This is a genomic window from Pseudomonas sp. GL-RE-26 (assembly GCF_019956275.1).
Taxonomy (GTDB): Bacteria; Pseudomonadota; Gammaproteobacteria; order Pseudomonadales; family Pseudomonadaceae; genus Aquipseudomonas; species Aquipseudomonas grandcourensis.
Window position 1 is genome coordinate 1 of sequence record NZ_JAHBDI010000077.1, and the last position, 17,512, is coordinate 17,512.

Consider the following 17,512-nt stretch of genomic DNA (forward strand, 5'->3'; position numbering starts at 1 on the left):
CACCGGCTTGTTCCAAGGCCTGTTCGACCAGCGATGGATCAAGCAACGAGTCCAATCCCTCGAGGGAATTGGGAGTCGAGACGAAGTTGTGGGTCAGTTCCAGTGCCCGAGCCAGACGCATAAAAAATCCGATGCCTATTCAGGCATCGGATTTTGATTTCTTGCGGCCAAAGGTCAAGCAATGAGGCTTAACTGATCGGCATTAGGCCCATGCGCCGGTTTATTTGTTTTCAGGCTGCTTGCGCCGCCTGTGCCTGTCGCACCACCGCCGCCAACCGTTTGAGCCCTTCATCCAGCCGCGCCGGATCAATGTGGCTGAAGTTCAACCGCAGATACCCTGGATGGTTATCCGGCTCGGGGAAGAACGGTTCGCCCGGCATGAACGCCACGTCGTTGGCCAAAGCGGCATTGAGCAAGGTGCGGGTGTCCTGCGGCTGCTTGAGTTTCAACCAGAAAAACAGCCCGCCCTGCGGCACGTTCCAGTCCGCCAGATCCGAGAAGTGAATTTCCAGCGCAGCCTGGAACGCATCCCGGCGCCCCCGATAAAAATCGCGCAACTCACTACGGTGCTGCTGATATTTCTCGGTGCCGATCCATTGCAGTGCCTGCCATTGACCGACACGATTGGTGTGCAAATCCGCCGATTGCTTGAGTTTCAACAGATGGGGAAACAGGTCCGGACTGGCAATCAGGTAGCCGACACGCAAACCCGGCAGCAGGGTTTTCGACACGGTCCCGGTATAGATCCAACTGGCCTTCTTCAAGCGGCTGACAATCGGCGTGGCGCTGCCACCGTCGAAGGTCAGTTCGCGGTAAGGCTCGTCTTCAATCAGTGTCACACCGAACTCATCGAGCAACGCCGCCACCGCGTCGCGTTTGGCTTCGCTGTAACGCACCGCCGATGGATTCTGGAAGGTCGGGATCAGGTAGATGAAGGCCGGACGGTGTTGCTCCAGACGAGCGCGTAGCTCCGTCAGGTTCGGGCCGTCAGCCTCCAGCGGCACGGTCAGGCAATCGGCGCCGAACAGCTGGAAAATCTGCAATGCCGCCAGATAAGTCGGCGCTTCTAGCAGGACTTCGGTGCCCTTGTCGATGTACAGCTTGGCTGCCAGGTCGAGGGTCTGCTGTGAGCCGCTGACCACCAGCACTTGGCTTGCCTCACACGCCACTCCCAACGCTCGCGCCTCGGCGGCCAGTGCTTCACGCAGCGCCGGTTCGCCTTCGCTCATGCCGTATTGGCCCATGGAAACCGGCATCTCGGCCCAATCGACTTTTGGCAGCATGGCTTCGGCCGGCAGGCCGCCGGCAAACGACATCATCTGCGGGCGCTGGGCCGCGGCGAGGATTTCACGGATCAAAGAGCTTTTAAGGCGTGAGACACGTTCGGAAAAAGCCATGGGGATCACCGGTAGCGAGGCATGTGGAAAATGAGTCAAACTTGTTGACCGAAATTACGCCTCCCCGAACGGATACGTCAATATGCTTGACCTTAAAAACCCGCTTTCCCAGCAGCAGGCCATGGAAGCGTTTTTCTTCGGCTACCAGGCCTTCACCGCCAAGGCCGATGAAATGCTCGAACGTCGAGGCCTGAGTCGGGTGCATCAGCGCATCGTGTTTTTCATCGCCCGCTATCCGAACCTGAGCGTAAAGGAACTGCTGGCGTTGCTCGGTGTGAGCAAGCAGGCGCTGAACATGCCGCTGCGGCAATTGTTGGAGATGCATCTGGTCGACAGCGTCGCGTCCGAAACCGACAAGCGTAAGCGCCTGCTGGAGTTGACCGCCGAAGGTGCGCGGTTTGAACAGATGCTGCGGCGCGAGCAGGTGAAATTGCTGGAGCGGGTGTTTGCCGAGGCCGGGGAGACGGCGGTGAATGGGTGGCTGGCGGTGAATCTGGCGTTGGGGGAAAGCCAGGCGCATACCGATTGAATCATTCTGCCTGCTGATTTTGATGCTGACTGATCCGGCCTCTTCGCGAGCAAGCCCGCTCCCACAGGTTTCGATTCGGTCAAAAAATATGCGCAGATCCGCCGCTTCCTGTGGGAGCGGGCTTGCTCGCGAAGGCGTCGGAACAGGCGATATATCTCTAAAGCCAAACTTTTCGTAAACAAAATCAAAAACATTATTTGCTTTCTTTGTATACAAAAGCATAATCCACTTCGTGCGAGTTCCTGACCAAGCGGTCAACAAATTCGCAAGTACCTCAAAGGGCCGCTGCCACCCTCATGGGTCCTGCCCTGGAAATAACAATAAAACTCTTGAGGAGTATTCGCTGTGGAAAGCCGCAAATCCGAAGCATCGACGCTGGATCTCTCGCCGCCATTACGCAATGGCTTGCTGGAACGTCTGTTTAAACTCAGCTTGCACGGCACCACGGTGAAGACCGAGCTGATTGCCGGTCTGACAACCTTCATCACCATGGCTTACATCATTTTCGTCAACCCCAACATCATGGCCGACGCCGGGATCGATCACGGTGCGGCATTCGTCGCCACCTGCATCGCCGCGGCACTCGGTTGCCTGTTGATGGGCCTGTATGCCAACTGGCCAGTCGGCCTGGCGCCAGGCATGGGGCTGAACGCCTTCTTCACCTACACCGTGGTCGGCACCATGGGCTACAACTGGGAAACCGCCCTCGGCGCGGTGTTTGTGTCCGGTGTGTTGTTCATGATCCTGACCTTCTCGCGGATCCGCGAATGGCTGCTCAACAGCATCCCGGTCAGCCTGCGCTTCGCCATGGGCGCCGGCGTGGGTCTGTTCCTGGGGCTGATCGGCCTGAAAACCGCGGGTATCGTCGTCGATAGCCCGGCGACCCTGATCAAGCTCGGCTCCCTGCGCGAACCCGGCCCGCTGCTCGCCGCCGTGTGCTTCCTGATGATCTCCATCCTCAGCTATCACAAGGTGTTCGGCGCGATCCTCATCAGCATCATCACCGTGACTCTCGCTGGCTGGGGTCTGGGCCTGGTGCACTACGAGGGCATCATGTCGGCTCCACCGAGCCTCGCCCCTACCTTCATGGCCATGAACGTCGCCGGCGTGTTCAACGTCAGCATGATCAGCGTGGTGCTGGCGTTCCTCTTCGTACATATGTTCGACACCGCCGGTACCTTGATGGGTGTTGCCCAGCGCGCCAACCTGGTCGGTGCTGACGGCCGCATCGAAAACCTCTCCCGCGCCATGAAAGCCGACAGTGCTTCCAGCGTATTCGGTGCGGTCGTCGGCGTTCCGCCAGTCACCAGCTACGTGGAAAGTGCTGCCGGTGTTGCAGCGGGTGGTCGGACTGGTCTTACCGCAGTGACCGTAGGTGTGCTATTTATTGCAGCCATGTTCTTTGCACCGCTGGCCGGGATGATTCCTGCCTATGCAACCGCAGGTGCACTGATTTATGTAGCGATGCTGATGATGGGCGGCATGGCCCACATCGAATGGGACGAAGCGACCGACAGCATCCCGGCGATTGTCACCGCAATCATGATGCCGCTGACCTTCTCGGTCGCTGACGGCATCGCGTTGGGCTTCATCACCTACGTGGCGCTGAAGGCCGGTACTGGCAAGTACAAGGAAATTTCCGTGAGCCTGTGGGTGCTCTGCGCGATCTTCATCGCCAAGTTCATCTTCCTGTAAGCCTTACGCGGGACCTGCTTGAAAACAGCCTCACCCCGTCGGGTGGGGCTTTTGTGCAAATGGAGGAAAGTGATGAGTCTGGAAACCTGGCTGCTGTTCAGCGGCGCTGCGCTGATAGTGATCCTGATCCCGGGGCCGCTGTCGTTGCTGATGATCAGCAACAGTCTGAATTACGGCCTGCGCCGCTCTTACCCGGCCTTCCTCGGCGGAGTGTCCGCATCGATCTGCCTGCTGAGTGCTTCGGCACTGGGCCTGGGTGCGTTGTTGCTGGCGTCGGAACAGCTGTTCAGCGCCCTGAAGATTCTTGGCGCCCTTTACCTGTTCTACCTCGCCTGGCAGAGCTGGCAGCAATCGCGCCTGCCTTCCCATGGCGCTGAAGTGCCACAAGCCGCTCCGGTGCCTCGCTTTCGTGCACTGTTCGGGCGTGCGTTCATGCTGGGCGCCAGCAACCCGAAGGACATCCTGTTCTTCGCCGCTTTCCTGCCGCAGTTCCTGAGTGCCGAACAGCCGTTCCTGCCACAACTTCTGGTGATGATCGCGACCTGGACCGTGCTCGACCTGCTGTGCAAATTGGCCTATGGCCTCGGCGCCCATGGTGCGGCGCGGTATCTGCGCAGCGGCAAGGGCCAGAGCTGGTTTAACCGGATCAGTGCAGGGTTGTTCAGTGGCGCGGGTGCAGCGTCCCTGCTGAGCCGCTAAAAGCAAAAGCATCGCGAGCAGGCTCACTCCTACATTGGAACGCGCACTCCTGTAGGAGTGAGCCTGCTCGCGATGGCGTCGGCACAGGCGCCACATTTCTCCAGACGAAAAAAAGCCCGCAGTGTGAGCGGGCGAAAGACCAAAGAAGCTATATGCGCAGTCGCTTCCAGGGTGCAGCTGCTGTTTGGGGGATCAGCTGCCGCGATAGGTGGAGTAGCTGTAAGGCGAAATCAACAACGGCACATGGTAGTGATCCTGCTCGGCGGAGATGCCAAAACGCAGCACCACGACATCCAGGAAGGCCGGCTCCGGCAGCTTGACGCCACGGGCGCGGTAGTAATCGCCGGCATGAAACTGAACCTGATAGACCCCAGTGCGGTAGTCATCGCCTTGCAGCAGCGGTGCATCGACACGGCCATCGCTGTTGGTTATCGCGCTGGCGACCAATTCCAGGTGCGAACCTTCAACGCGGTACAACTCGACCTTGATCGAGCTGCCCGGGCAACCGTGTGCTGCGTCCAAAACGTGTGTAGTCAAACGTCCCATTGATTCTGCGCGCCTGCCTGCGTGGAGCAGTCAGACTTCGCGCCTCCCGAAGTCAGTTGAAAAGGAGACCGCACCGATTCGGAGCACGAAAAGCTGCGGCGAGCGACCGATTAAGACACTTTTCAAAAAAATTGTACACAATAAAAACGACATTTTTCGCATTACCCCTGCCATCTGCATATTTACCGTCGATTTCCCGCCGAACCGCACAACCTATGAGCCCCTCAATCAATAATTGACCAGTCAGGCAGATTTCTTGCAGGCTCACGCCAATAGCAGTAAAAGATGACAGTCGGTGAAAAATGCGAAAAATCAGGCTTACAAAGTGAATATAAAGTTGTATACAATCAGCCCATCGCTGTGACGCAAGCCTGCCATCCAATTTTCAGCTGCGTCACACCAACCGTCATCATCGAATAAGAAGGAAGCCTGCAGTGAGCGCTGACTACCCACGCGACCTGGTCGGTTACGGCAGTAACCCTCCTCACCCACACTGGCCGGGCAATGCCCGAATCGCCCTGTCGTTCGTACTCAATTACGAAGAAGGCGGCGAACGCAACATCCTGCACGGCGACAAAGAATCCGAAGCGTTCCTCTCGGAAATGGTTTCTGCCCAGCCGCTGCAAGGCGCGCGCAACATGAGCATGGAATCCCTCTACGAGTATGGCAGCCGTGCCGGCGTGTGGCGGATCCTGAAACTGTTCAAGGAATTCGACATCCCGCTGACCATCTTCGCCGTGGCCATGGCCGCCCAGCGTCACCCGGACGTGATCCGCGCCATGGTCGATGCCGGCCACGAGATCTGCAGCCACGGCTATCGCTGGATCGACTACCAGTACATGGATGAAACCCAGGAACGCGAGCACATGCTCGAAGCGATCCGCATCCTCACCGAAATCACAGGCGAACGCCCGCTGGGCTGGTACACCGGCCGCACCGGCCCGAACACCCGTCGCCTGGTGATGGAAGAAGGTGGTTTCCTCTACGACTGCGACACTTACGACGACGACCTGCCCTACTGGGAACCGAACAACCCGACCGGCAAGCCGCACCTGGTGATCCCGTACACCCTGGACACCAACGACATGCGCTTCACTCAGGTCCAGGGCTTCAACAAGGGCGACGACTTCTTCGAATACCTGAAAGACGCGTTCGATGTGCTCTACGCCGAAGGCGCCGAGGCACCGAAAATGCTGTCAATCGGCCTGCACTGCCGTCTGATCGGCCGTCCGGCGCGTCTGGCGTCGCTCAAGCGCTTTATCGAATACGCTAAAAGTCATGAACAGGTGTGGTTCAGCCGTCGCGTCGACATCGCGCGTCACTGGCAAGAAACCCACCCGTACACAGGGGCTGGCAAATGAGCACCTTTCAAACCGTCAAACCTTCGGCCCTCGGCCGCGACGCCTTCGTCGCCGCTTTCGCCGACATCTACGAACATTCGCCATGGGTAGCCGAGAAGGCCTTCGACCTGGGCCAGGACGCTTCGATCGACCAGATCGAGACCTTGCACCAGCGCATGAGCGACATCCTGTTGAGCGCCGATCATGCAAGCCAGCTTGCACTGATCAACGCTCACCCGGACCTGGCAGGCCGTGCGGCCGTCCAGGGCCAGCTTACCGCGGCCAGCACTGAAGAACAGTCTGGCGCGGGTATTCACCAATGCACGGCCGAAGAGTTCCAGCGCTTCACCGAGCTGAACGACGCCTACAAGGCCAAGTTCAAGTTTCCCTTCATCATGGCGGTAAAAGGCAGCAACCGGCATCAGATCCTCGCAGCGTTCGAAACGCGCATCCACAACCCAGTCGATACCGAATTCAAATGCGCGCTGGCGGAGATCAACAAGATCGCCCTGTTCCGATTACTGACCCTATAGCAAGCCTGGCCCGAGTGTTCTTAAACGCAGAAAACACCTAGGGCCCTGCAAGCATCCCAAGCCACTTATTTAAAGGCAGACAAGAAGAATGAAAGCTTACGCCGTACCTTTCGAGAAGTTCGTCAACCTGGCCGATGCCCGCCTGGGCACCAAAATCATCTCGGTCACCGATGACTGGTTCGCAGACGCCAACCGTCTGTTCCAGCCGACCCCGGCCGTATGGAAGGAGGGCGTGTTCGATGACAACGGCAAGTGGATGGACGGCTGGGAATCGCGCCGCAAGCGCTTCGAAGGCTTCGACAGCGCTGTGATCCGCCTGGGCGTACCGGGTTCGATCAAGGGCGTCGACATCGACACTTCATTCTTCACCGGCAACTTCCCGCCGTCGGCGTCCCTGGAAGCCTGCTTCCTGGCCGAAGGCGAGCCGAACGAAAACACCCAGTGGGTTGAAGTACTGTCCGCCGTCGAGTTGCAAGGCAACAGCCACCACTTCCACGAAATCAGCAACGACCAGGCCTTCAGCCACCTGCGCTTCAACATCTACCCGGATGGCGGTGTGGCCCGTCTGCGCGTGTACGGCGTACCGTTCCGTGACTGGTCGGCTACTGGCGACAACGAGCAAGTCGACCTGGCCGCTGCCCTCAATGGTGGCCGCGCCCTCGCCTGCTCCGATGAACACTTCGGTCGCATGAGCAACATCCTCAACCCGGGCCGTGGCATCAACATGGGCGATGGCTGGGAAACCGCACGTCGTCGTACCCCGGGCAATGACTGGGTCATCGTCGCGCTGGGTCATGCCGGCGAAGTCGAGAAAGTCATCGTCGACACCCTGCACTTCAAGGGTAACTACCCGGACAGCTGCTCGATCCAGGGCGCCTTCGTGAAGGGCGGTACCGACAGCCAGATCGAAACCCAATCGCTGTTCTGGCGCGAACTGCTGCCAAGCCAGAAGCTGGAAATGCACGCCGAACACACCTTCGCCGAGCAGATCAAGGCACTGGGCCCGATCACCCACATCCGCCTGAACGTGTTCCCGGATGGTGGTGTGAGCCGCCTGCGTGTACTGGGCAAGGTCGCTAAGTAAGCGCTGAACCTGTGGCGAGGGAGCTTGCTCCCGCTGGGTCGCGAAGCGGCCCCAAAGAACGGGACTGCTGCGCAGTCCAGCGGGAGCAAGCTCCCTCGCCACAACTGTAGTACCAACAACACAGAATTCGGATAAGAACAGCATGCGCACATTAACGATTGAACCGCTGACCAAAGAAGCCTTCGCCCCTTTCGGTGACGTGATCGAAACCGACGGCAGCGATCACTTCATGATCAACAACGGTTCGACCATGCGCTTCCATAAACTGGCTGTGGTCGAAACCGCAAAGCCAGAGGACAACGCGATCATCAGCATCTTCCGCGCCGACGCGCAGGACATGCCGCTGACCGTCAGCATGCTGGAGCGCCATCCGCTGGGCAGCCAGGCTTTCATTCCGCTGCTCGGCAACCCCTTTCTGATCGTGGTCGCGCCACTTGGCGATGAACCTGTATCAGGCTTGGTCCGCGCCTTCGTCACCAACGGCAGGCAGGGCATTAATTACCATCGCGGCGTTTGGCACCACCCGGTGCTGACGATCGAAAAGCGGGATGACTTCCTGGTGGTTGATCGCAGTGGCACAGGCAATAACTGCGATGAGCATTTTTTCAAAGAGGATGAGCGTTTGATCCTCGCCCCCCACCAATAAGAGAAGGTCTGATCACTCGACAACAGAGTGACAGGCGAGAGGTAAAGACTGTGGAAGCACATCTGTTGGAATGGCTGAACCTGAGCGTGCGCTGGGTTCACATGATTACTGGCGTGGCCTGGATCGGTGCGTCGTTCTATTTCGTATGGCTGGAAAACAACCTCAATCGGGTCAACCCGAAAAACGGTCTGGCTGGCGATTTGTGGGCAATCCACGGTGGCGGTATCTACCACCTGGAAAAATACAAACTGGCTCCACCGACCATGCCGGACAACCTGCACTGGTTCAAATGGGAAGCCTACTTCACGTGGATGTCGGGTATCGCGCTGCTGTGCGTGGTGTTCTACTCCAACCCGACGCTCTACCTGCTGGCTCCGGGCAGTTCCCTGAGCGGTCCTGAAGGCGTGGCCATCGGTCTCGGTTCGCTGTTCATCGGCTGGTTCATCTACTCCTTCCTGTGCGACTCGGCCCTGGGCAAACGCCCTGCCCTGCTAGGTTTCATCCTGTTCGTCCTGATCATCGGCGCGGCCTACGGCTTCAGCAAAGTGTTCAGCGGTCGGGGTGCGTACCTGCACGTCGGCGCGATCATCGGCACCATCATGGTCGGCAACGTGTTCCGCATCATCATGCCGGCGCAACGCGCACTGGTAGCGGCGATTGCCGAGAACCGCACGCCCGATCCGGCATTGCCGGCCAAAGGCCTGCTGCGTTCACGTCACAACAACTACTTCACCTTGCCAGTGCTGTTCATCATGATCAGCAACCACTTCCCGAGCACCTACGGCAGCCAGTACAACTGGTTGATCCTGGCCGGGATCGCGGTACTGGCAGTGTTGGTGCGTCACTACTTCAACACCCGTCACGACAGCCACAAGTTTGCCTGGACCCTGCCTGTGGCAGCCGTCGGCATGATCAGCCTGGCTTACGTCACCGGCCCTGCGCCGTTGAACAGCCCGGAAGTGGCCAAGGCACCCGCCAAGATCGAATACCAGCCGCTGCCGGAAACAGCAGTGGGCGGTGGTTTGAAACCGGCTGAAGCCAAACCAGCAGAAACGCCTGCCGCCGCACCGGCGCAAGCGTCCAACGCCGGCCCTGGCTTTGACAAAGTGCACAGCGTGATTCAGGAACGTTGCGCGGTTTGCCACTCGGCCAAGCCGACCAGCCCGCTGTTCAGTGCGGCCCCTGCCGGTGTGATGTTTGACACCCCCGAGCAGATCCGCCAGAACGCACCGCGGATTCAGGCGCAAGCCGTCACCAGCCAGATCATGCCACTGGGCAATATCACGCAGATGACCCAGCAGGAACGTGACCTGATCGGTGCCTGGATTGTGCAGGGAGCCCAGACCAATTAATCGTTAAAAGCTTCGCAAGCAGGCTCGCTCCCACAGGTTTTGCATGGCCTGTGTGGGAGCGGGCTTGCCCGCGAATGGCCGCAAAGCGGCCCACCTGATTCGAATACAGCTGCCAGTAGCACTGCAGCTGTAAATCACAAGAATAAAAAGATCCGAGGTGTTGCATGTCCGAGCTATCCGAAGCGCGCATCCCCGACGCACCCGCCATTCAGCGTTTGCCCCTCTTGCAACTGATCCTGGTCGGTTTGCAACATGTTCTGCTGATGTACGGTGGTGCCATCGCGGTACCGCTGATCATCGGACAGGCCGCTGGCCTGAGTCGTGAAGAAATCGCCTTCCTGATCAACGCCGACCTGCTGGTTGCGGGTATCGCCACCATCGTCCAGTCCCTCGGCATCGGCCCCATGGGCATTCGCATGCCGGTGATGATGGGCGCCAGTTTCGCCGCCGTCGGCAGCATGGTCGCCATGGCCGGCATGCCCGGTATCGGCCTGCAAGGGATCTTCGGCGCGACCATTGCCGCCGGGTTCTTTGGCATGATCATCGCCCCGTTCATGTCCAAGGTCGTGCGCTTCTTCCCGCCGCTGGTGACCGGTACGGTCATCACCTCGATCGGTTTGTCGCTGTTCCCCGTGGCCGTCAACTGGGCCGGTGGCGGTACCAGCGCCGCTCAATTCGGTTCACCGATCTACCTGACCATCGCCGCACTGGTACTGGGCACCATCTTGCTGGTGCACCGCTTCATGCGCGGCTTCTGGGTCAATATTTCCGTGCTGATCGGCATGTGCCTGGGCTATGTACTCTGCGGCCTGCTCGGCATGGTCGACCTCAGTGGCATGGCTCAGGCGCCATGGCTGCAATTCGTCACGCCGCTGCACTTCGGCATGCCGAAATTCGAACTCGCGCCGATCCTGTCGATGTGCCTGGTGGTGGTGATCATTTTCGTCGAGTCCACCGGGATGTTTCTGGCGCTGGGCAAGATCACCGGCCAGGAAGTCTGCCCACGGATGCTGCGTCGCGGTTTGCTGTGCGATGCCGGCGCCTCGTTCTTCGCCGGTTTCTTCAACACCTTCACCCATTCCTCCTTCGCCCAGAACATCGGCCTGGTGCAGATGACCGGCGTGCGCTGCCGTTCGGTAACCATCGTTGCCGGTGGATTACTGATCGTCCTGAGCCTGCTGCCCAAAGCCGCGTTTTTGGTGGCGTCGATTCCTCCGGCAGTACTGGGCGGCGCAGCGATTGCGATGTTCGGCATGGTCGCCGCCACCGGGATCAAAATTCTCCAGGAAGCCGACATCGGTGACCGTCGCAACCAGTTGCTGGTGGCGGTGAGCATCGGCATGGGCCTGATCCCGGTTGTACGCCCGGAGTTTTTCGCCCACCTGCCCGTGTGGATGAGCCCGATCACCCACAGTGGCATCGCCATGGCCACCCTCAGCGCGCTGACGCTGAACCTGCTGTTCAACATCCTTGGTGGCGCCGAACGCGCGGCCATTAACGACTGCCACGCTCACACTCATTGATCTGACGGATAACCAAGGGGGCCTGCCTGTGGCCAGCCCCCTGGCCACAACCTGCGCCTCAAAAATAAAAACAAGAGGGAGCAACAGATGATTCGGACACAAACCAACGTGTTGTTGAGTGGTGGCCTGCTGGCCGCGAGTCAAGCCATGGCCGGCGATCTACTGCTGTGGCAGACCAACAGCCTGAGCTACCTGTACGGCAAGAACTTCGCGATCAACCCGGCGATCCAGCAGACGATCACCTTCGAACACGCCGACCGCTGGAAGTACGGCGACAACTTCATGTTCATCGACAGCACCTGGTACAACGGCGAGCAAGACCGCAACAAAGGGGCTCACGCCTATTACGGCGAATTCAGCCCACGCCTCTCCTTCGGCAAAATCCTCGACCGCCGTTTCGAATTCGGCCCGATCAAGGACGTGCTGCTGGCCATGACCTACGAGAACGGCGAAGACGACACCGAGGCCTACCTGATTGGCCCCGGTTTCGACCTCGCGGTACCGGGCTTCAACTTTTTCACCCTGAACTTCTATTACCGCCAGACCGAAGGTTCGCGCCCTGGCGATGATGTCTGGCAAATCAGTCCGGCCTGGTCCTACACCCTGCCACTGGGCAACTCGAACCTGTTGATCGACGGCTACATCGACTGGGTGGTGGATAACGACCAGAACGCCCGCGGCACCTATCACGCCAACCTGCACTTCAACCCGCAGATCAAATACGACCTGGGCAAAGCCCTGGGCTGGCGCGAGAAACAGGTGTATGTCGGCACCGAATACAGCTACTGGAAGGACAAATACGGCGTCCAGGACAGCTCCCGTTTCAATACCAATGAAAACACCGCCAGCCTGCTGGTAAAGGTGCACTTCTAATGCTGCCCCGCAACCGTGCCTCAAACCTGTCGTCGGTGCGCCGTTGCGGAGCACTTGAGACCTGGCCGAGGAGTCAGTATTCTCCGCGGCCGCCCGAATCCGGTTTAAAAAAAAGCCCGGATGTAAAACCTGACCAGAAAGCCAACTTATCCCGGCACTGGCAGGCACCAAGGCACTCCAAAACCCCTCTCAATCGACCGCTCTTGAGCCGCCGAACGGGAGTTTTTTTGCTTTTTGAAAGCCTTGGCTCAGCTCTTGCTAACAGCACTAAAGCTGACCGAATGGATGATTTTTTACCGCTACAGAAACAGGCGCCACACCAGAGCGCCGACTTTAAAAAAACAACGTGGAACCACCTACTTTTTGGGAGCAACCGAATGAAACGTACGTGCACTAGCCTGATGCTGGCGGGATCATTGCTGGCGGGGGGTCAGGCCATGGCCGGCGACTTGCTGCAATGGCAGAACAACAGCCTGAGCTACCTCTATGGCAAGGACTTCCAGGTCAACCCGCGCATCCAGCAGACGGTGACCTTTGAACACGCCGACGGTTGGAAATACGGCGACAACTTCTTTTTCATCGACAAGATCTTCTACAACGGCAAGGAAGACGCCTTCGCGGGCAAGAACAGCCACTACGGCGAGCTCAGTCCGCGCCTGTCGTTCAACAAGATCTTCGACCAGAAGTTCGAGTTCGGCCCGATCAAGGACGTCCTGCTGGCCATGACCTACGAGTTCGGTGAAGACGATACCGAGTCCTACCTGATCGGCCCTGGTTTTGACCTAGCCATCCCGGGCTTCGACTACTTCCAGTTGAACTTCTACAACCGCCACACCGAAGGCGACCGCCCGGGCGACAACATCTGGCAGGTCACGCCAGTCTGGTCCTACACCATCCCGGTGGGCGGCTCGGACGTGCTGATCGACGGCTTCATGGACTGGGTCGTCGACAACGACGTGAACAAAAAAGGCGAATACCACGCCAACCTGCACTTCAATCCGCAGGTCAAATACGACCTGGGCAAGGCGTTGAATCTGGGTGCCAAGCAGCTGTACGTCGGTGTCGAGTATGACTACTGGAAAAACAAGTACGGTATCGAAGACAGCCAGGGCTTCAAGACCGATCAGAGCGTGACCAGCTTCCTGGTCAAGGTTCACTTCTGATTTAAGAAGCTTCGCGAGCAGGCTCGCTCCCACAGTGGAATCTTGTCGAACACAAACTTTGTATACGACGAAAATCCCTGTGGGAGCGAGCCTGCTCGCGAAAGCCTCACCACAAGTCTCAAACCGAAAGCACAGGCTCTGCCAACCCCAGAAACCGGCTCAACTCCCCGCGCTTGGCCAACGCATCCCGTCGCCCCAGTTCGATCAATTCGCTGCAATACCCCGCCTCGAACAGCAGATAACTCAGCACCCCCGCCCCGCTGGTCTTGGTCGCACCCGGCCCGCGCAGAAACAGGCGCAATGCCGCCGGCAATTCCTGGCGATGGCGCGCGGCAATCTCGTCGATCGGCTGGCTCGGTGAAATCACCAATACGTCCACCGGCGCCACGCCCAAAGCACGGATGGGTGTACCGTCGGGCATCAGGTGACTGAACTGGTTCAGGCGCTGCAACAACTCGATGTCGCTTTCCAGGCTGTCAATGAACGTACTGTTGAGCATGTGCCCACCGATCTGCGCCAGGGTCGGCTGCTGACCGGTATAGCTGCGCGGCAAGGGTTGTTGCGGGTCGACTCCACGGGGGTTGCCGCTGACGCCCACCACCAGCACCCGACTGGCGCCCAGATGCAACGCAGGGCTGATCGGCGCCGACTGACGCACCGCGCCATCACCGAAATACTCTTCGCCGATTTTCACCGGGGCAAATAGCAGCGGAATCGCCGAACTGGCGAGTAGATGTTCAACCGACAGTTGGGTGGGAACGCCGATGCGTCGATGGCGCAACCAGGCATCGATCTTGCCGCCGCCCTGATAGAAGGTGACTGCCTGGCCGGACTCATAACCGAATGCGGTGACCGCCACCGCATGCAACTGTTGCTGTGCGATCGCTTCGGCGATGCCGCCCATATGCAGCTTGTCGTTGAGCAGATCCCGCAGCGGAGAACTGTTGAGCAGCGCCACCGGCATGTGCCTGCCGATGCCGAGCAAACTGTGGCTGACGAAGCGGCTGGCCTGGCGGATCACCCCGGGCCAGTCGCTGCGCAATACCAGATGACTGCGAAAGCCCTGCCAGAAGGCCGTCAGGCGTTCGATGGCGTTACGAAAATCCATCGCACCGCTGGCGAGGCTGACGGCGTTGATCGCGCCCGCCGAGGTGCCGACGATCACCGGAAACGGATTGCGTGCCCCCGGCGGCAACAATTCGGCAATCGCCGCCAGCACCCCGACCTGATAGGCCGCCCGAGCCCCGCCACCGGAAAGAATCAACCCTGTTACCGGTTCAACTGGACTCATCGCAACACTCCATGGTGCTTGGGAAAACGGTTACTCAACCGCGCTTGGCGTACAGCTTGGGCTCGCCCGGTGGACGGCTCTTGAAGCGGCGGTGGGCCCACAGGTATTGCTCGGGATGCTCGCGCAGAACGCTTTCGATCCATTGGTTGATGCGCAGGCAGTCCTCTTCTTCGGTTTCGCCGGGGAAGCCTTCGAGCGGCGCATGGATCACCAGGCGATAGCCGCTGCCGTCCGCCAGACGCTCCTGGGTGAACGGCACCACCAACGCCTTGCCCAGCCGAGCAAACTTGCTCGTGGCGGTGACGGTCGCGGCCTGAATGCCGAACAGCGGCACGAAGATGCTTTGCTTGGCGCCGTAGTCCTGATCCGGTGCGTACCAGATCGCCCGGCCCGAGCGCAGCAATTTGAGCATGCCGCGTACGTCTTCGCGTTCCACCGCCAGCGAATCGAGGTTGTGCCGCTCGCGGCCCTGGCGCTGGATGTAGTCGAACAGCGGATTCTTGTGCTCGCGGTACATGCCGTCGATGGTGTGCTGCTGACCGAGCAACGCCGCGCCGATTTCCAGCGTCGTGAAGTGCAGGGCCATCAGGATCACGCCCTTGCCCTCACGCTGGGCCTGCTGCAAATGCTCCAGCCCTTCGATATGAGCGAGACTCGCCAGGCGCTTGCGCGACCACCACCAGCTCATCGCCATCTCAAAGAAAGCGATGCCGGTGGAGGCGAAGTTCTCCTTGAGCAGGCGTTTGCGTTCGGCGGCGGTTTTTTCCGGAAAACACAGCTCCAGATTGCGCTTGGCAATGCGCCGTCTGTCGCCGGCGACCCGATACATCAAAGAACCCAGGACACGACCGACCCACAGCAGTGCCGGATACGGCAACTGGACGATCAGCCACAACAGCCCCAGGCCACACCACAGCGGCCAGAAACGTGGAGATAGAAATGCTTTTCGAAAACGCGGGCGGTCCATTAATGCTTCCGGAATGACAATGGCCGCGCATTCTACATCGTTCGACCCGGCTTGCGGCCCGCGGGCGTTCTCGTTATAAGTCTCGGCACTTTTAGTGACAAGTCGTTGTATGCCGACCATGAGCCAAACCGAACCGCTAGACCAAGATCCCGTGTTCCAGTTGAAGGGCAGCATGCTGGCCATTACGGTGCTGGAACTGGCCCGTAACGACCTCGAAAGCCTTGATCGGCAACTGGCCGCCAAGGTCGCCCAGGCGCCAAACTTCTTCAGCAACGCGCCACTGGTACTGGCCCTGGACAAACTCCCGGCCAATGAAGGCGCGGTCGATCTGCCCGGGCTGATGCGCGTCTGCCGCCAGCATGGCCTGCGTACCCTGGCGATCCGCGCCAGCCGCATCGAAGACATTGCCGCCGCCATCGCGGTCGACCTGCCGGTGCTGCCACCGTCCGGCGCCCGGGAGCGTCCACTGGACCTGACCGAAGGCGAACCGAAGAAAAAACCGGAAAAACCACCCGAGCCGACCATCAAGCCGACGAAAATCATCACCTCGCCGGTACGCGGTGGCCAGCAGATTTATGCCCAGGGCTGCGATCTGGTGGTGATCTCCTCGGTCAGCCCGGGGGCGGAACTTCTCGCCGATGGCAACATCCATGTATACGGCCCGATGCGTGGTCGCGTGTTGGCCGGCGTCAAGGGCGACACCAAGGCGCGGATTTTCTGTCAGCAAATGAGTGCTGAACTGATTTCCATCGCCGGGCATTACAAGGTTTCCGAAGATCTGCGCCGCGACCCTCTATGGGGTTCGGGTGTGCAGGTCAGCCTGTCCGGCGACGTGTTGAACATCATTCGGCTTTAACGGATACTGCCGCATTTTCCAAGCATCTCTAAAACGTAGCGAAAACGGCTCAAACGAAGTAGGAAAAAGGCCGAAAGCAGTGTTTACCGGGGGTAAGCGCCGCTCTAAACCGGATTCCAGCCAAGGCTGTCCGACTGCAGTAGTTTTTCAGGAGATGTTTTTCAGGGACTGAAAAGTCCTTTTTCCTTAGGGGTGAAACACCTTGGCCAAGATTCTCGTGGTTACATCCGGCAAGGGTGGTGTGGGTAAGACCACCACCAGCGCCGCTATCGGTACCGGCCTCGCTCTGCGCGGCCACAAAACAGTGATCGTCGACTTCGACGTGGGCTTGCGTAACCTCGACCTGATCATGGGTTGCGAGCGCCGCGTGGTGTATGACTTCGTCAACGTGGTGAACGGCGAAGCCAACCTGCAACAGGCCCTGATCAAAGACAAGCGCCTGGAAAACCTCTACGTGCTGGCCGCCAGCCAGACCCGAGACAAAGACGCGCTGACCGTCGAAGGCGTGGAAAAAGTCCTGATGCAACTCAAGGAAGACTTTGAGTTCGTGGTCTGCGACTCCCCGGCAGGCATCGAGAAAGGCGCCCACCTGGCCATGTACTTCGCCGATGAAGCGATCGTCGTGACCAACCCGGAAGTCTCCTCGGTACGTGACTCCGATCGCATGCTCGGCCTGCTGGCCAGCAAGTCCCGTCGTGCCGAACGCGGCGAAGACCCGATCAAGGAACACCTGCTGATTACCCGTTATCACCCGGAACGTGTGAGCAAAGGCGAAATGCTCGGCGTAGAAGACGTCAAGGAGATCCTTTCGGTGACCCTGCTCGGCGTGATCCCTGAATCCCAGGCGGTGCTCAAGGCATCCAACCAGGGTGTTCCGGTGATTCTCGACGACCAGAGCGATGCCGGCCAGGCCTACAGCGATACCGTAGATCGCCTGCTGGGCAAGACCGTGGATCATCGATTCCTCGATGTACAGAAGAAGGGATTCTTCGAGCGCCTGTTTGGAGGCAACTAAGCA

Annotated in this window: 17 protein-coding genes; 13 read left to right on the top strand and 4 right to left on the bottom strand. The window is 59.3% G+C overall.

The genetic code is table 11. The annotated features are described in order from the left end of the window. Positions 1-230: 230 nt before the first annotated feature. Complete coding sequence (locus KGB07_RS26595; protein WP_046037541.1) at positions 231-1,397, bottom strand: PLP-dependent aminotransferase family protein; 1,167 nt, start codon at positions 1,395-1,397, stop codon at positions 231-233. Positions 1,398-1,479: 82 nt separating this feature from the next. Here KGB07_RS26595 and KGB07_RS26600 point away from each other — a divergent pair, with 82 nt between their 5' ends. The 3 genes from KGB07_RS26600 to KGB07_RS26610 all read left to right on the top strand — a co-directional run bounded on the left by KGB07_RS26600 (position 1,480) and on the right by KGB07_RS26610 (position 4,320). Beyond that, entirely contained in the window at positions 1,480-1,926 is a 447-nt protein-coding gene (locus KGB07_RS26600; protein ID WP_046037543.1) for a MarR family winged helix-turn-helix transcriptional regulator, read from the top strand. Positions 1,927-2,271: 345 nt separating this feature from the next. After that, entirely contained in the window at positions 2,272-3,621 is a 1,350-nt protein-coding gene (locus tag KGB07_RS26605; RefSeq protein WP_008048392.1) for an NCS2 family permease, read from the top strand. 72 nt (positions 3,622-3,693) lie between these two features. Beyond that, a complete protein-coding gene (locus KGB07_RS26610; RefSeq protein WP_046037555.1) occupies positions 3,694-4,320 on the top strand; it encodes a LysE family translocator in 627 nt (208 codons plus the stop codon). Positions 4,321-4,512: 192 nt separating this feature from the next. On the opposite strand, the gene uraH is transcribed toward KGB07_RS26610, so the two are convergent. After that, complete coding sequence (gene uraH / locus KGB07_RS26615) at positions 4,513-4,866, bottom strand: hydroxyisourate hydrolase (protein ID WP_007974925.1); 354 nt, start codon at positions 4,864-4,866, stop codon at positions 4,513-4,515. A 434-nt stretch (positions 4,867-5,300) separates the two neighbouring features. On the opposite strand from uraH, the gene puuE reads away from it, so the two are divergent. From puuE to KGB07_RS26655, 8 genes are all read left to right on the top strand, one after another. Further along, on the top strand, positions 5,301-6,227 hold the full coding sequence (gene puuE / locus KGB07_RS26620; protein WP_223467079.1) for an allantoinase PuuE: 927 nt from the start codon (positions 5,301-5,303) through the stop codon (positions 6,225-6,227). Further along, positions 6,224-6,739: a 2-oxo-4-hydroxy-4-carboxy-5-ureidoimidazoline decarboxylase gene (gene uraD, locus KGB07_RS26625; protein ID WP_223467080.1), complete on the top strand. Its 516-nt coding sequence runs from the start codon at positions 6,224-6,226 to the stop codon at positions 6,737-6,739. The genes puuE and uraD overlap by 4 nt, the downstream gene beginning before the upstream one ends. An 88-nt stretch (positions 6,740-6,827) precedes the next feature. After that, the gene (alc, locus tag KGB07_RS26630) at positions 6,828-7,823 is read left to right on the top strand and encodes an allantoicase (protein ID WP_223467081.1); all 996 of its coding nucleotides are present in this window, start codon (positions 6,828-6,830) and stop codon (positions 7,821-7,823) included. Between the two features lie 142 nt (positions 7,824-7,965). Further along, on the top strand, positions 7,966-8,469 hold the full coding sequence (locus KGB07_RS26635) for an ureidoglycolate lyase (RefSeq protein ID WP_007993087.1): 504 nt from the start codon (positions 7,966-7,968) through the stop codon (positions 8,467-8,469). A 50-nt stretch (positions 8,470-8,519) separates the two neighbouring features. Beyond that, positions 8,520-9,821: a urate hydroxylase PuuD gene (locus KGB07_RS26640; RefSeq protein WP_223467082.1), complete on the top strand. Its 1,302-nt coding sequence runs from the start codon at positions 8,520-8,522 to the stop codon at positions 9,819-9,821. A gap of 164 nt (positions 9,822-9,985) precedes the next feature. Next, entirely contained in the window at positions 9,986-11,344 is a 1,359-nt protein-coding gene (locus tag KGB07_RS26645) for a nucleobase:cation symporter-2 family protein (protein WP_223467083.1), read from the top strand. An 87-nt stretch (positions 11,345-11,431) separates the two neighbouring features. Continuing rightward, the gene (locus tag KGB07_RS26650; protein WP_046037573.1) at positions 11,432-12,217 is read left to right on the top strand and encodes an outer membrane protein OmpK; all 786 of its coding nucleotides are present in this window, start codon (positions 11,432-11,434) and stop codon (positions 12,215-12,217) included. Between the two features lie 377 nt (positions 12,218-12,594). After that, complete coding sequence (locus tag KGB07_RS26655) at positions 12,595-13,380, top strand: outer membrane protein OmpK (RefSeq protein ID WP_046037576.1); 786 nt, start codon at positions 12,595-12,597, stop codon at positions 13,378-13,380. A gap of 118 nt (positions 13,381-13,498) precedes the next feature. Here the strand turns inward: KGB07_RS26655 and KGB07_RS26660 are convergent, their stop codons facing one another. Both KGB07_RS26660 and KGB07_RS26665 read right to left on the bottom strand, forming a co-directional pair. Further along, on the bottom strand, positions 13,499-14,671 hold the full coding sequence (locus KGB07_RS26660) for a patatin-like phospholipase family protein (protein WP_223467084.1): 1,173 nt from the start codon (positions 14,669-14,671) through the stop codon (positions 13,499-13,501). A 34-nt stretch (positions 14,672-14,705) separates the two neighbouring features. Then, a complete protein-coding gene (locus KGB07_RS26665) occupies positions 14,706-15,638 on the bottom strand; it encodes a lipid A biosynthesis lauroyl acyltransferase (RefSeq protein ID WP_223467085.1) in 933 nt (310 codons plus the stop codon). A gap of 118 nt (positions 15,639-15,756) precedes the next feature. Between KGB07_RS26665 and minC the strand changes: the two genes are divergently transcribed. Next, positions 15,757-16,494, top strand: a complete 738-nt coding sequence (minC, locus tag KGB07_RS26670) for a septum site-determining protein MinC (protein ID WP_046037759.1) — start codon at positions 15,757-15,759, stop codon at positions 16,492-16,494. A 202-nt stretch (positions 16,495-16,696) separates the two neighbouring features. Next, positions 16,697-17,509 (top strand): septum site-determining protein MinD, encoded by an 813-nt coding sequence (gene minD, locus KGB07_RS26675; RefSeq protein WP_007974946.1) that lies wholly within the window; start codon positions 16,697-16,699, stop codon positions 17,507-17,509. Positions 17,510-17,512 lie beyond the last annotated feature (3 nt).